Source organism: Aeromonas sp. 96A (assembly GCF_051919165.1).
GTDB lineage: Bacteria > Pseudomonadota > Gammaproteobacteria > Enterobacterales > Aeromonadaceae > Aeromonas > Aeromonas veronii.
Genome location: NZ_JBQBFE010000001.1, coordinates 2,417,007 through 2,430,225, shown reverse-complemented (window position 1 = coordinate 2,430,225; position 13,219 = coordinate 2,417,007). Strand labels below are relative to the sequence as shown.

General features: G+C 62.7%; 12 protein-coding genes and 1 riboswitch. Of the genes, 10 read left to right on the top strand and 2 right to left on the bottom strand.

The features are described from left to right. The first annotated feature begins 111 nt into the window (after positions 1-111). Positions 112-1,008, top strand: coding sequence for a 30S ribosomal protein S6--L-glutamate ligase (gene rimK / locus ACTG2W_RS11115; protein ID WP_005340088.1), 897 nt, complete (start codon positions 112-114; stop codon positions 1,006-1,008). 95 nt (positions 1,009-1,103) lie between these two features. Here rimK and ACTG2W_RS11110 read toward each other — a convergent pair whose 3' ends face one another. Both ACTG2W_RS11110 and ACTG2W_RS11105 read right to left on the bottom strand, forming a co-directional pair. Then, positions 1,104-2,348 (bottom strand): sensor histidine kinase, encoded by a 1,245-nt coding sequence (locus tag ACTG2W_RS11110; protein WP_440016204.1) that lies wholly within the window; start codon positions 2,346-2,348, stop codon positions 1,104-1,106. Then, the gene (locus ACTG2W_RS11105) at positions 2,345-3,013 is read right to left on the bottom strand and encodes a response regulator transcription factor (RefSeq protein WP_440016203.1); all 669 of its coding nucleotides are present in this window, start codon (positions 3,011-3,013) and stop codon (positions 2,345-2,347) included. Before ACTG2W_RS11105 ends, ACTG2W_RS11110 begins: the two co-directional genes overlap by 4 nt. Before the next feature lie 88 nt (positions 3,014-3,101). Here ACTG2W_RS11105 and ACTG2W_RS11100 point away from each other — a divergent pair, with 88 nt between their 5' ends. The 9 genes from ACTG2W_RS11100 to thiH all read left to right on the top strand — a co-directional run bounded on the left by ACTG2W_RS11100 (position 3,102) and on the right by thiH (position 13,139). After that, positions 3,102-3,524, top strand: a complete 423-nt coding sequence (locus tag ACTG2W_RS11100; RefSeq protein ID WP_362786105.1) for a hypothetical protein — start codon at positions 3,102-3,104, stop codon at positions 3,522-3,524. Positions 3,525-3,610: 86 nt separating this feature from the next. Beyond that, on the top strand, positions 3,611-4,096 hold the full coding sequence (locus tag ACTG2W_RS11095; RefSeq protein ID WP_088870290.1) for a hypothetical protein: 486 nt from the start codon (positions 3,611-3,613) through the stop codon (positions 4,094-4,096). 260 nt (positions 4,097-4,356) lie between these two features. After that, the gene (gene aerA, locus ACTG2W_RS11090; RefSeq protein WP_440016543.1) at positions 4,357-5,820 is read left to right on the top strand and encodes an aerolysin AerA; all 1,464 of its coding nucleotides are present in this window, start codon (positions 4,357-4,359) and stop codon (positions 5,818-5,820) included. A 252-nt stretch (positions 5,821-6,072) separates the two neighbouring features. Further along, positions 6,073-6,185, top strand: a riboswitch (TPP riboswitch). 280 nt (positions 6,186-6,465) lie between these two features. Further along, on the top strand, positions 6,466-8,454 hold the full coding sequence (gene thiC / locus ACTG2W_RS11085; protein WP_106844160.1) for a phosphomethylpyrimidine synthase ThiC: 1,989 nt from the start codon (positions 6,466-6,468) through the stop codon (positions 8,452-8,454). Continuing rightward, positions 8,451-10,058, top strand: coding sequence for a thiamine phosphate synthase (gene thiE, locus ACTG2W_RS11080; protein WP_421309341.1), 1,608 nt, complete (start codon positions 8,451-8,453; stop codon positions 10,056-10,058). The genes thiC and thiE overlap by 4 nt, the downstream gene beginning before the upstream one ends. Continuing rightward, a complete protein-coding gene (locus ACTG2W_RS11075; RefSeq protein WP_106844162.1) occupies positions 10,048-10,842 on the top strand; it encodes a HesA/MoeB/ThiF family protein in 795 nt (264 codons plus the stop codon). The genes thiE and ACTG2W_RS11075 overlap by 11 nt, the downstream gene beginning before the upstream one ends. Continuing rightward, positions 10,839-11,045 carry a sulfur carrier protein ThiS gene (gene thiS, locus ACTG2W_RS11070; RefSeq protein WP_005357774.1) on the top strand — a complete coding sequence of 69 codons (207 nt, stop codon included), beginning with the start codon at positions 10,839-10,841 and terminating at the stop codon, positions 11,043-11,045. The genes ACTG2W_RS11075 and thiS overlap by 4 nt, the downstream gene beginning before the upstream one ends. Before the next feature lie 85 nt (positions 11,046-11,130). Next, positions 11,131-11,898, top strand: a complete 768-nt coding sequence (locus ACTG2W_RS11065; protein WP_106844163.1) for a thiazole synthase — start codon at positions 11,131-11,133, stop codon at positions 11,896-11,898. 35 nt (positions 11,899-11,933) lie between these two features. After that, positions 11,934-13,139, top strand: coding sequence for a 2-iminoacetate synthase ThiH (thiH, locus tag ACTG2W_RS11060; protein WP_106844164.1), 1,206 nt, complete (start codon positions 11,934-11,936; stop codon positions 13,137-13,139). Positions 13,140-13,219: the final 80 nt, after the last annotated feature.

Genomic DNA, 13,219 nt, shown 5'->3' with positions numbered 1-13,219 from the left:
GGCGTGGTTTGTCTTGTTGTCAGGATAAACAATTGGCGTTGTCTTGGCGCTGTGGCACCTTATACTCTCCCGCCCCATCCTGCCCAGGCACAGCCTTCTAGCGGAATTGTCATGAAGATCGCCATTTTATCCCGTGAGCCGAAAAACTACTCCACCCGCCGTCTGGTCGAGGTGGCACAGGCGCGCGGTCATCAGGTAGAGGTGCTCGACACCCTGCGCTGCTATATGAATATCGCTTCCCACAACCCCTCCATTCACTACGAGGGTGGGGAGCTGGGAAGCTATGACGCCGTGATCCCGCGGATCGGGGCCAGCATTACCGCCTACGGTACCGCTGTGCTGCGCCAGTTCGAGATGATGAACACCATGGCCCTAAACAGCTCGGTGGCCATCAGCCGTTCCCGCGACAAGCTGCGAGCGATGCAGCTGCTCTCCCGCCACGGTATCGGCCTGCCCATCACCGGCTATGCCCACAGCACCCACGACGTGCCCGACCTCATCACCATGGTGGGCGGGGCGCCGCTGGTGGTGAAACTGCTGGAGGGAACCCAGGGGATTGGCGTGGTGCTCTGCGAGACTCAGAAGGCCGCCGAAAGCGTGATCGAGGCCTTTATCCAGACTAACAACAACATTCTGGTGCAGGAGTATATCCGCGAGGCCAACGGCGCCGACATCCGCTGTCTGGTGGTCAATGGCAAGGTGGTTGCCGCCATGCGCCGCCAGGCCCAGCCGGGGGAGTTTCGCTCCAACCTGCACCGTGGCGGTACTGCCGAAGCGATCAAGATCACCCCGGAAGAGCGCGCCACCGCGGTGCAGGCCGCCAAGATCATGGGGCTGGATGTGGCGGGGGTGGATATCCTGCGTAGCGCCCGTGGCCCGCTGGTGCTGGAGGTCAACTCCTCCCCCGGATTGCAAGGTGTGGAAGCCGCCTCCGGCAAGGATGTGGCCGGCAAGATCATCGAGTTCCTCGAACTCAAGGCGAGCCGCAAGAACAAACCGGCGGAGTGAGCCTCAGGCTTGCATCTGTCAGATAGAAACAGGGCGCCCTCGGGCGCCTTGTTGCTATCTGGCTGGTGGGTTGGCGGTGCCACTGCGCCCTCACCCTAACCCTCTCCCAAAGGGAGAGGGAACTGTTCGGCAGTGATCATCGCCAGCCGGGCGCTGAAAATTCCGTCCTTCAGCCGGGTGTCGATCTGCCAGCCCAGCTTCTCGCAGATGCGTTGGATGATGGTGAGGCCACAGCCGTAGCCGAGGATCTGATCCGGCGCCGCCGCCGTCGGGTTGCTGATGGTGAGCACCGGGCCACACAGCTCGATGTCGATATGTCCCTCGGCATAGCTCAGGGCATTTTTCAGCAGGTTGCCGAGGGCAATGGCGAGCAGGGAGAGGGGGGCGTTTACTTCGCTGCTCTCGTCCAGATTAAGCCGGATATCGAGTGCCTCCCGCTGCAACAGCGGAGCGAGGCGGGCCAGCTCCTGACGGACCAGCGGGGTGACCTGCTGCAGCGGTCGCTCCACTGCCTCCTTGCGGCCCAGCAGCAGGAAGGTCTCGGTGAGCAGTGCCATCTCGTCGGCGGCGGCGCGGATGCGGGTGGTGGCGCGGGCGGCCGGTGCTGGCAGATCTGTCACCTTGCCAAGCAGCGCGGCCGAGCCCTGGATCACCATGTTGGGGGTGCGCAGCTCGTGGCTGGCGAAGCGACTGAACTCCTGCTCGCGAGCGAACACTGCGCTCACCTCCTGCTTGCCGGCCAGCAGCGCCAGCTCGATATCCCGCAGCTCCTGCCAGGGGGCGTCAGGCTCGAAATCCGCCTGATCCGGGGTGAGGTGGGCGACCCTCTGTTGCAGCCGTTGCAGCGGCCCCGTGATATGGCGCACCAGCCAGATGCCGAAGCCGAGGCAGCCCAGCAGCAGGGTCACCCCGATCAGTCGGGTCGCCAGATGCAGCTTGTCCTCGTAGGGGTCGAGGTAGTCATCGGCGTCGTCATTGAAGACCAGATAGAGCAGTCCCTCGCCGGAGGGGTGACGGGCCACCAGAAAGTGTTTGTCCTCCTTGCCCAGCTGATGTTCGAAAAAGCCGGGGGTCTGGTAGGGCTTCAGCCATTTCGGCAGGCGGCCCGCCTCGGTCCAGTAGCTGGAGAACTGTCTGGGGCTTGGAGCCGCCGCCGCCGGGCCGAGTCGCAGCCAGTCATCGCTGTAGCGGGTCACTTCGGCTTCCAGCCAGTGGCGCAGGCTCAACTCCTCCATCTTGTCCTCGGCCACCATCATCAGGCCGGAGAGCAGGATCAGCAGCACTACCCCGGCGCCGCCAAGCGCCATGATCAGGCGGCGGCGCAGGCTCGGCAGACTCATACGCTCACCAGTCGGTAGCCCTGGCCGTGCAGGGTCTCCAGCATGGGAGTGGGGAAGGGTTTGTCGAGCGCGTTGCGCAGGGCGTAGATATGGCTGCGCAGGGCATCGGAGTCGGGCTCCTCATCCCCCCAGACGGTGTCGAGCACCTCCTGACGGCTGACGATGGCCGGCGCGCGGCGGGCCAGCAGGGCGAGGATTTGGAACGGGATCTTGCCGAGCTTGAGGGGCTCACCGGCGCGGGTGGCGCGGCCGCTGGCGACATCGACCGTCAGATCGCCAAAGCTGATGGCCCCCACATCGCCGCGCGGGCCGCGCAGGCTCAGGGCTTGCAGTCGCACCTCCAGCTCCTCCATGGCGAACGGCTTGACCAGATAGTCATCCCCTCCCGCCTTGAAGCCCGCCAGCTTGTCCTCCAGGCTGTCGCGGGCGGTGAGAAACAGCACGGGAGTGGCAATCCCCTGCTCGCGCAGGCGCGCCACCGTGCTGAGGCCATCGAGGCGCGGCATCATCACATCCATGATGATGACGTCGAAACGCTGCTCCTCCAGCAGTTGCAGCGCCGCCTGACCGTGATAGGCACAATCGAGGCGGTGACCGGCCAGCTCCAGATAATCCATGATGGTTTCCGCCACCTGAGGATTGTCTTCCACTACCAAAATCTTCATGCTTTGCTCTCCTGGTTGGCGAGCGTTTCACGCTCTTTTCACACCGGATTCGGCATCCTGTTTGCCAGTGTAACCCCGAGGATCCCTGATGAAGAAGTCTCTCTGCGCCCTCCTGTTGCTGATCTTGTTTCCACTTGGCACCGCACAGGCGACCGAATTCAAACTGACCGGCCGCACCACCTGGCAGCTTGGCCAGTTGATGGTCAACGGCATGCCGTTCGTGATCGACGACCAGACCCGCTTCAAGGATTGGCTCAACGAGGATGATCTCGGCGGTACCTGGGTCGAGATGAAGGGGGTGGTGGAGAACGGCGTGCGCTATGTACGCAAGGTCGAAGCCCTCGACGAAGATGACAAGGACGAGATGGATCTGGAGGGGCCGGTCGAAGGGGGGCGGATCTGGGGCTACACCACCTCGGATAACAGTCTGGCGCCGTTTGAAGGGCGCTGGCTCGAGCTGGAGTGCAAGTTTGACGGCATGCGCCTGAGCCGCTGCCGCGAGGATGACTGATCCGATCTCTGCGTTCCGATTAGAAATGCTCCCGAATGAAGCCCATGCTTGTCCTGCATGGGCTTTTTGTTCAGGGACGAACGAAGATGGAACAATCGAGAAAGTGGTGTGCATGGATGCTGGGTGTGCCGCTCTGGGCGGCGCAGGCGGGAGCCGACGAATTGTGGCTGGTGGAGCTGGAGCACAGCGATGGCATCCGCCTGCAATTTCAGGGGGCCGAGGTGGAGCAGGGCAGTGCCGCCATCTGGCGGCAGGGGGAGATTTGGCCGCAGCCACTCAAACCCGGCGACCAGCTCGCCCTGCTGGTGGCAGATGGCGTTGCCACCCGGATTGAGCTGCTGGCCGCCAGAGCCCCGCTGGCCAATCAGCCCTGGCAGCGGGCGCAAGATCGCCTGCAATCTTTCGATGACCGGCAGCTCACGCTGGCAACCCTGGGCACTGTGCCACTCAATCCGCTGGTGCGCTGGGTTAACGGTTCGGCCGCCGATCTGCATGCCGGGAGCGAGCTGGTATTGATCCGTTCGGCGGATGGAATATTGCAGGGAATTGAAGTGATCAATCCGGAAGAGTAATTCAGCATCTTCTTATTTAATATGGTTTCACCATATTGTGGCAGCCATTAAATAATGGCTGCCACAATATTTATGATTTATTCCTCAATAAAGTCATCACTCTAATTATTTTCTTATACCACCATTATTTTGTTTGTCATGGATGTTTTTTGGTGGTTTATTTTATTTGTGTCAGGTTTTGTCGGAGTCCATACCTGTCAAATGAAAAAGGATATTTCTACACAATAACAATTATCGTATGTCTGAAAGAGGGATAAATGATGAATAGAATAATTACCGCCAATCTGGCGTTTTTGGCGTCTTCATTGATGCTCGCTCAGGTGCAGGCGGCTGAACCTGTCTACCCTGATCAGGTCAAGTGGGCGGGCCTTGGCACGGGCGTCTGTGCCAGTGGTTACCGTCCTCTGACCCGCGATGAAGCCATGAGTATCAAGGGTAATCTGGTCAGCCGCATGGGGCAGTGGCAGATAACCGGGCTGGCTGATCGCTGGGTGATTATGGGGCCGGGATATAATGGCGAAATCAAACAGGGCACTGCCGGAGAAACCTGGTGCTATCCCAATTCACCGGTTTCCGGAGAAATACCAACACTCTCTGACTGGAATATTCCGGCGGGTGATGAGGTCGATGTGCAATGGCGGCTTGTCCACGACAATGATTATTTTATCAAGCCAGTCAGTTATCTCGCTCATTATTTGGGATATGCCTGGGTGGGTGGAAATCATAGCCCCTATGTCGGGGAAGATATGGATGTTACCCGGGTTGGCGATGGCTGGTTGATAAAGGGAAATAATGACGGCGGCTGCTCCGGATATCGTTGCGGGGAGAAGAGCTCCATCAAGGTAAGCAACTTCTCATATACCCTAGAACCCGACTCCTTCAGCCATGGTCAGGTCACCGAGAGCGGCAAGCAGCTGGTCAAGACCATCACGGCCAATGCGACCAACTACACCGACCTGCCCCAGCAGGTGGTGGTGACCCTGAAGTACGACAAGGCCACCAACTGGTCGAAGACCGACACCTACAGCCTGAGCGAGAAGGTGACCACCAAGAACAAGTTTCAGTGGCCGTTGGTGGGGGAAACCGAACTGGCCATCGAGATCGCTGCGAGCCAGAGTTGGGCCTCCCAGAAAGGGGGCTCGACGACCGAGACCGTCTCGGTTGAAGCGCGCCCCACGGTGCCGCCTCACTCCAGCCTTCCGGTGCGGGTTGCCCTCTACAAGTCCAACATCTCCTACCCCTACGAGTTCAAGGCCGAGGTCAATTATGACCTGACCATGAAGGGCTTCCTGCGTTGGGGCGGCAATGCCTGGTATACCCATCCGGAGAATCGCCCCACCTGGGAGCACACCTTTGCCGTCGGCCGGTTCCGCGACAAGGCGAGCAGCATCCGCTACCAGTGGGACAAGCGTTATATCCCGGGTGAAGTGAAGTGGTGGGACTGGAACTGGACCATCAGCGAGTATGGTTTGTCGACCATGCAGAATAACCTGGGTCGTGTGCTGCGCCCGATCCGTTCGGCGGTGACCGGTGACTTCTATGCCGAGAGCCAGTTTGCCGGTGATATCGAAATCGGTCAGCCCCAGACCCGTTCCGCGAAGGCTGCCCAGCTGCGCAGTGCCTCTGCCGATGAGGTGGCGCTTACCGGTGTGGATCTGGACAGCGAGGCCCTTGCCAACGAAGGGTTTGGCAATGTATCCCTGACCATAGTGCCGGTTCAATAACCTCACTCGCAGGCCCCTTTCATAGGGGCCTGTTTCTGTTTGCCCTGCGCCCCTCGATTTTCCCTCTTTTTCTCCTCTTGTCCCTGAATGATCACAACAGGAAGCTATGGCGTGCCAAGGTGATGCCAACGCAGGTTTGACCTCTGTTTGGGGTGGCCCCGTGAGCGAGGCATTGTTCACTCATTTGTTGAAAGAGGCGTGTTGGCCAGATTGTTAACGGCTTGTGCTTTGGATTTTCCCCCTTATACTGGCGCCATCTTGTCGGAGTGCTGACCGTCGAACGACGCGAAGCTGAGACCGTTAATTCGGGATCCGTGGAACCTGATCAGGTTAAAACCTGCGAAGGGAACAAGGGTAACTTGCGGGTTACCGCGCCGGAGGAGGGACAAGCCTCTTCCGCTCATCGAAGGGATCATCCTTGATGGGTCAGGGCGCACAGGAGGGAGTCTGTCCCGTCCGGTTTTCCTGCACGTGGGGCGCCTTGCCCGCAGCGTGCAGAGAGCGGGAAGCGGCAGAACAGCAGCGCGGAGATCTATCCCGCGCGCACTCCCTCCCGAGATAAACACCCCGCCGCAAGTTCATCTTCTCCTCGAACTCCAGACAAGCAAACACCCATAACTTCAACCAGTTAATGTGAGTTTTGCTATGTCTACTTCTGTATCTGATACCGCCAAATCCAGCCGCCGCGAGCAGCGCTCCAGCGCCCAAGCTTTTATCGACAGCCTCAAGGGGATGGCTCATCCCAACTCCCGTCGCATTTTTATCGAAGGCTCCCGCCCCGATATTCGTGTTCCCCTGCGGGAGATCCAGCTGGCCGACACCTTCGTCGGCGGCACCAAAGAAGATCCCAAATTCGAACCCAACGAGCCGATTCCGGTCTATGACACCTCGGGCCGTTACGGAGAGGAGGGGGTCGCCATCGATGTGCGCCGTGGCCTGCCGCGCCCGCGGGAGAACTGGGTGCTGGAACGGGATGATACCGACGAACTGCCGGGGCTCAGCTCCACCTTCACTCAGGAGCGTCTGGCCGACGAGGGGCTGGATCACCTGCGCTTCGAGCATCTGCCAAAGCCGCGCCGTGCCAAGCCGGGCCGCCGGGTCACCCAGCTCCACTACGCCCGCGCCGGCATCGTCACTCCCGAGATGGAATTTATCGCCATTCGCGAGAACATGGGGCGCGAGCGGGTGCGCTCTGAACTGTTGCGCACCCAGCATCCGGGCCGCGATTTTGGTGCCCGTTTGCCCCAGAACATCACCCCCGAATTTGTGCGCGATGAGGTGGCCGCCGGTCGCGCCATCATCCCCAGCAACATCAACCACCCGGAAGCGGAGCCGATGATCATCGGCCGCAATTTCCTGGTGAAGATCAACGCCAACATCGGCAACTCGGCGGTCACCTCCAGCATCGAAGAGGAGGTGGAGAAGCTGGTCTGGTCCACCCGCTGGGGCGCCGACACAGTGATGGATCTCTCCACCGGCCGCTACATCCACGAGACCCGCGAGTGGATCCTGCGCAACAGCCCGGTGCCCATCGGCACCGTGCCCATCTATCAGGCGCTGGAGAAGACCAACGGCATCGCCGAAGACCTCACCTGGGAGCTGTTCCGTGACACTCTGCTGGAGCAGGCCGAGCAGGGGGTGGACTACTTCACCATCCACGCCGGCGTCCTGCTGCGCTTCGTGCCGATGACCGCCAAGCGCCTCACCGGCATCGTCTCGCGCGGTGGCAGCATCATGGCCAAGTGGTGCCTCTCCCACCACAAGGAGAACTTCCTCTACCAGCACTTCCGAGAAATTTGCGAGATCTGCGCCGCTTATGACGTGGCCCTGTCGCTGGGCGACGGTCTGCGTCCGGGCTCAGTCTATGACGCCAACGACGAGGCCCAGTTCGCCGAGCTGCGCACTCTTGGCGAGCTGACCAAAATTGCGTGGGAGTACGACGTGCAGGTGATGATCGAGGGGCCGGGTCACGTGCCGATGCACATGATCGAGCGCAACATGACCGAGCAGCTGGAGCACTGCCACGAGGCGCCGTTCTATACGCTGGGCCCGCTCACCACCGACATTGCACCGGGTTACGATCATTTCACCTCCGGCATCGGTGCCGCGCTCATCGGCTGGTACGGCTGCGCCATGCTCTGCTACGTCACCCCCAAGGAGCATCTGGGCCTGCCCAACAAGGAGGACGTGAAGCAGGGGCTGATTACCTACAAGATCGCCGCCCACGCCGCCGATCTGGCCAAGGGGCATCCGGGTGCCCAGATCCGCGACAACGCCATGTCCAAGGCGCGCTTCGAGTTCCGCTGGGAGGATCAGTTCAATCTGGCCCTGGATCCCGACACCGCTCGTGCCTACCACGACGAGACCCTGCCGCAGGAGTCCGGCAAGGTGGCCCATTTCTGCTCCATGTGCGGGCCCAAGTTCTGCTCCATGAAGATCACTCAGGATGTGCGCGATTACGCGGCCAAGCTTGAAGCGGTGGAGATCAAGCTGGTCGGCATGGATGGTCAGCAGGAGCAGGTGGTGGCTCAGGTGGAGAGCGGCATGGCCCGCATGGCGGAGACCTTCAAGGAGACCGGTGGCGAGATCTACCATCAGGCGGCGCTGAAACAGGCCGCAGGGGAGGAGGCGTGAGCAGCGCAAGCGGGGCTGTCAGCCCCGCCGATCTGCTGCCTGTGACGGACTCCCGCCCAGTTGTCTGGACCATCGCCGGTTCCGACTCCGGCGGTGGCGCCGGCATTCAGGCTGACTTGCACACATTGCACGACCTCGGCGTGCACGGCTGCTCGATCATCTCCGCCATTACCGCCCAGAACTCGGTGGCGGTGAAGATGGTCGACCCCGTGCTGATGCAGACCTTCACCGCCCAGATCGACGCCCTCGGTGTCGATCTGCCGCCTGCCGCCATCAAGATCGGTCTGCTGCCGACCCGGCTCCACGTCGAGGTGCTGGCCCGCCGACTGGCGGCCATCGAGGCTCCCTTCGTGGTCTACGACCCGGTGGCCATTGCCAGCACCGGCACCCCGATGGCGGAGCCCAATATGCTGGAAGCGGTGCGCGAGCAGCTGTTACCACGTCTGTCTCTCATCACCCCCAACGGCCCCGAACTGGAAGCCCTAACCGGCATTCCCGCGACCAGCCCTGTGTTGGTGCGCTTCGCCGCCCAGCGGCTGCGCGAACTCGGCGCCCGCGCCGTGCTGGTCAAGGGCGGCCATCTGGGCTGGAGCGGCGATCTCTGCCTCGACTACTACCAGGACGAGACCCGCGAATTCTGGTTGGCGGCGCCGCGCCTCGACACCCGCCACGGCCACGGCACAGGTTGCTGTTACGCCAGCGCCATCGCCGCCGTGGTGGCGCAGGATTATCCGGTGGAGGACGCCATCACCCTGGCGCGAGCCTACCTGCAACAGGGGTTGGCGGCTGCACAGGGGGTGGGCGCAGGCCCGGGACCCATCGCCCATCTTGGCTGGCCAGCCGATCTGGTCCACTTCCCCCGCGCCGTGCTGGCGGGTTCAACCCTCGATCGCCGCTTCGGATTGTATGAAACAAGCATCGCCCGCCTGCCGCAGGGCCCCTTCGCGCCGACCGAGCACAATCTCGGCCTCTATCCGGTGGTGGATTCGGTCAAGTGGCTGCGCCGCCTGCTGGGGCTGGGGGTCAAGACTATCCAGCTGCGGATCAAGAATCTGCCCGCCGCTCAGGTGGCACCGGCCATTCGTGATGCGGTAGCGCTCGGTCGCCGTCATGGGGCGCGGCTCTTTATCAACGACTACTGGCAGCAGGCCATCGAGGCGGGCGCCTGGGGCGTGCATCTGGGGCAGGAGGATATGGAGACCGCCGATCTCGCCGCCATTCAGGCGGCCGGACTGCGCCTTGGCATCTCCACCCACGGCTACTTCGAGCTGATGCGTGCGCGCGAGCTGGCCCCCTCCTATATCGCGTTGGGGCATATCTTCCCGACCAATACCAAGGCGATGCCTTCGCGCCCGCAGGGGCTGGAGCGGCTATACCGCTACCGCGCCCTGATGGCGGAGTGGCCGACGGTGGCCATCGGCGGCATCAGCGAGGAGCGGGTGGCGGCGGTCAAGGCAAGCGGGGTCGGCAGCATCGCGCTGGTCTCGGCCATCACGGCCAGCGATGACTGGCAGGGGGCGACCGAACGGCTGCTCGCGGCCGTGGGCGTGGGGGATGAGCCACGCTCGGCCTCTGCCATAAGGGAGGTGGAACATGCGCTCTGATGCCGCTTCTCTTAGTGACAAAGAATATTTGCGCTATGGCCGCCAGCTGATGCTGGCGGAAGTGGGTGAAGAAGGGCAGGCACGGCTGAAAGATAAGTCCGTGCTGATAGTCGGCCTCGGCGGGCTCGGCTCACCGCTCGCCCTCTATCTGGCCGGGGCCGGGGTGGGCACCTTGTGGCTGGCTGATGGCGACACGGTCGATTCCAGCAACTTGCCGCGCCAGATCCTGTTTGATAGCGAGGCAGTCAACCACTCCAAGGCGGAGCTGGCCCGCGAGCGCTTGGCCGCCCACAACCCGCTGGTGGAGCTGATTGCCATTAACCAGCGGCTCGATGCCGCCAGCCTGCCGGAGTTTGTGGCCGAGGTGGATCTGGTGATCGACTGCTGCGACAACCTCGCCACCCGCCAGGCCATCAACGCCGCCTGCGTGGGGCAGGGCAAGCCCTGGATCTCTGCTGCCGCTGTGGGTTGGCAGGGGCAGCTGATGGCGCGCACCAGCAGCGATCACGCCTGCTACGCCTGCCTCTACCCGCTGGATACCAAGGTGAGTCAGAGCTGCGAGACCAGCGGCGTCACTGGTCCGCTGGTCGGGGTGATGGGCTCTTTGCAGGCGCTGGAGGCGCTGAAGCTGCTGCTCGGGATGCCGAGTCCGGTCGCCGGCACATTGCGCCGCTTCGATGCCCTGAGCCATCAGTGGCAGACCCTTACTCTGGCCCCGGATCCCGATTGCCCGGTTTGCGGGCAGCGCCGATGCCCGACACACGATAAGGAGATCACCCCATGACCCTCACCATTCGACTCAACGATAAAGCCCAGCCGCTGGCGGCAGGGCAGAGCGTGGCCGACCTGCTGGCGGCGCAAGACGTTAATCCACAGGGCGTAGCCGTGGCCCTTAACGGCGCCGTGCTGCCCCGTGGCCGCTGGGCCGAGACCCGTCTCAATGACGGGGATGAACTTCACCTCTTCACTGCCATTGCGGGAGGCTGATCTATGATGCTCACAGTCCCATATTCGAGCGTTCTGCCTTGCGGCGGGGCCTCACCTCTTCTTACTGCAGTGGCCGGAGGCTGACATGCTGACAATTGCCGATCACACCTTCTCATCGCGCCTCTTTACCGGCACCGGCAAGTTTGCCCGCCCTGATCTGATGGCCGCCGCCATCGAGGCGAGCGGCTCCCAACTGGTCACCATGGCCATCAAGCGGCTGGAACCGGGCAAGGCCCACGACGATATCCTGAGCCCCTTGCTGCAACTCGGGGTCAAGCTGCTGCCCAACACCTCAGGCGCCAAGACCGCCGCCGAGGCGGTATTTGCTGCCCACCTCGCCCGCGAGGCGCTGGGGACGAACTGGCTGAAGCTGGAGATCCACCCCGACCCTCGTTACCTCTTGCCCGATCCCATCGAGACGCTGAAAGCCGCCGAGCAGCTGGTGAAAGAGGGCTTCGTGGTGCTGCCCTACTGCGGTGCCGACCCCGTGCTCTGCAAGCGGCTGGAAGAGGTGGGCTGCGCCGCCGTGATGCCGCTCGGCGCCCCCATCGGTTCCAATCAGGGGCTGGTGACCCGGGAGTTTCTCTCCATCATCGTCGAGCAGGCCAATGTGCCTGTGGTAGTTGATGCGGGCATCGGTGCGCCGAGCCACGCGGCCGCCGCCTTTGAGCTGGGCGCCGATGCCGTGCTGGTCAACACCGCCATCGCGGTGAGCGGCGACCCGGTCGCCATGGGCCGCGCCTTTGCACTGGCCTGCACTGCCGGTCGCAGCGCCTATGAGGCAGGTCTCGGCGCCCGCGCCCTGCAGGCCCAAGCCTCCAGCCCGCTCACCGATTTTCTGGGGGGGTTATGAGTCATGATGCTGGCGCGGGGCAAGAGCCAATCGCCATGTCCTCTTTCTCGGTTTCTCCCGAGGCGGATGTGTTTAGCCCCCCTCTCCCCTTGGGAGAGGGGCCGGGGGTGAGGGCTAAGGAGCCTTCCTTTCTCGACCGCTGGTACGAACTTGAGTGGGACGATATCGGCATGCAGATCCGCGCCAAGACTGCCGCCGATGTAGAGCGGGCGCTGGGTTCACCCCGCCGCACCCTGAGCGATTTTATGGCGCTGATCTCCCCAGCCGCCGAGGCGTATCTGCCACAGATGGCGGCCGAGGCCGAGCGCCTGACCCGCCAGCGCTTTGGCAATACCATCGGCTTCTATGTGCCGCTCTATCTGTCGAATCTCTGCGCCAACGACTGCACCTACTGCGGCTTCTCCATGAGCAACCGCCTCAAGCGCAAGACCCTGAATGCAGAGGAGATTGAGCGCGAGTGTCTGGCCATCAAGGCGCGCGGTTTTGACAGCGTGCTGCTGGTGACCGGCGAGCACGAGCACAAGGTGGGGCTTGCCTATTTTCGCGAGGTGATGCCCATCATCCGCCGCCACTTCAGCACGGTGGGGATGGAGGTGCAGCCCCTCTCGCAGGCCGACTATGCCGAGCTGAAGAGCCTCGGCCTCGACGCCGTCATGGTCTATCAGGAGACCTACCACGCCCCCACCTATGCCCGCCACCATCTGCGCGGCAACAAGCGGGACATCGCATGGCGCCTCGCCACGCCGGATCGGCTTGGCCGTGCCGGTATCGACAAGATAGGGCTGGGGGCGCTGATCGGTCTCTCCTCGGACTGGCGCGCCGACAGCTACTTTGTCGCCGAGCACCTGAGCTGGCTTGAGCGCCACCACTGGCAGAGCCGCTACTCGCTCTCCTTCCCGCGCCTGCGCCCCTGCACCGGTGGGCTGGAGCCTGCCGTGGTCATGTCGGATCGCCAGCTGGCCCAGCTTATCTGCGCCTGGCGCCTCTTCTCGCCGACCCTGGACTTGTCCCTCTCCACCCGCGAGTCGGCCACCTTTCGCAACGGCGCGGTGCGCCTTGGCATCACCCAGATGTCGGCCGAATCGCGCACCCAGCCGGGTGGCTATGCCGAGGGGGATGCGGAGGAGCTGGAGCAGTTCGCCATCCACGACGACCGCCCGGTGGGGGAAGTGGCCGCCGCCGTACGACAGGCGGGGTTGCAGCCGGTGTTCAAGGATTGGGAGCCGTTTTTGGGTCGTTAACCAACTGATGTGACAACGCAGGAAACATAAAAAGTAGGGTGCAATAAGCGAAGCGCATTGCACCGCTTTTGTTTTGTGGA

Excerpts from the sequence above, each read along its gene's own strand:
- thiC (WP_106844160.1), top strand. The coding sequence starts at position 6,466 with ATGTCTACTTCTGTATCTGATACCGCCAAATCCAGCCGCCGCGAGCAG.
- thiH (WP_106844164.1), top strand. The coding sequence starts at position 11,934 with ATGTCCTCTTTCTCGGTTTCTCCCGAGGCGGATGTGTTTAGCCCCCCT.
- ACTG2W_RS11075 (WP_106844162.1), top strand. The coding sequence starts at position 10,048 with ATGCGCTCTGATGCCGCTTCTCTTAGTGACAAAGAATATTTGCGCTAT.
- rimK (WP_005340088.1), top strand. The coding sequence starts at position 112 with ATGAAGATCGCCATTTTATCCCGTGAGCCGAAAAACTACTCCACCCGC.
- ACTG2W_RS11110 (WP_440016204.1), bottom strand. The coding sequence starts at position 2,348 with ATGAGTCTGCCGAGCCTGCGCCGCCGCCTGATCATGGCGCTTGGCGGC.
- ACTG2W_RS11100 (WP_362786105.1), top strand. The coding sequence starts at position 3,102 with ATGAAGAAGTCTCTCTGCGCCCTCCTGTTGCTGATCTTGTTTCCACTT.
- ACTG2W_RS11095 (WP_088870290.1), top strand. The coding sequence starts at position 3,611 with ATGGAACAATCGAGAAAGTGGTGTGCATGGATGCTGGGTGTGCCGCTC.
- ACTG2W_RS11065 (WP_106844163.1), top strand. The coding sequence starts at position 11,131 with ATGCTGACAATTGCCGATCACACCTTCTCATCGCGCCTCTTTACCGGC.
- aerA (WP_440016543.1), top strand. The coding sequence starts at position 4,357 with ATGAATAGAATAATTACCGCCAATCTGGCGTTTTTGGCGTCTTCATTG.
- thiS (WP_005357774.1), top strand. The coding sequence starts at position 10,839 with ATGACCCTCACCATTCGACTCAACGATAAAGCCCAGCCGCTGGCGGCA.
- ACTG2W_RS11105 (WP_440016203.1), bottom strand. The coding sequence starts at position 3,013 with ATGAAGATTTTGGTAGTGGAAGACAATCCTCAGGTGGCGGAAACCATC.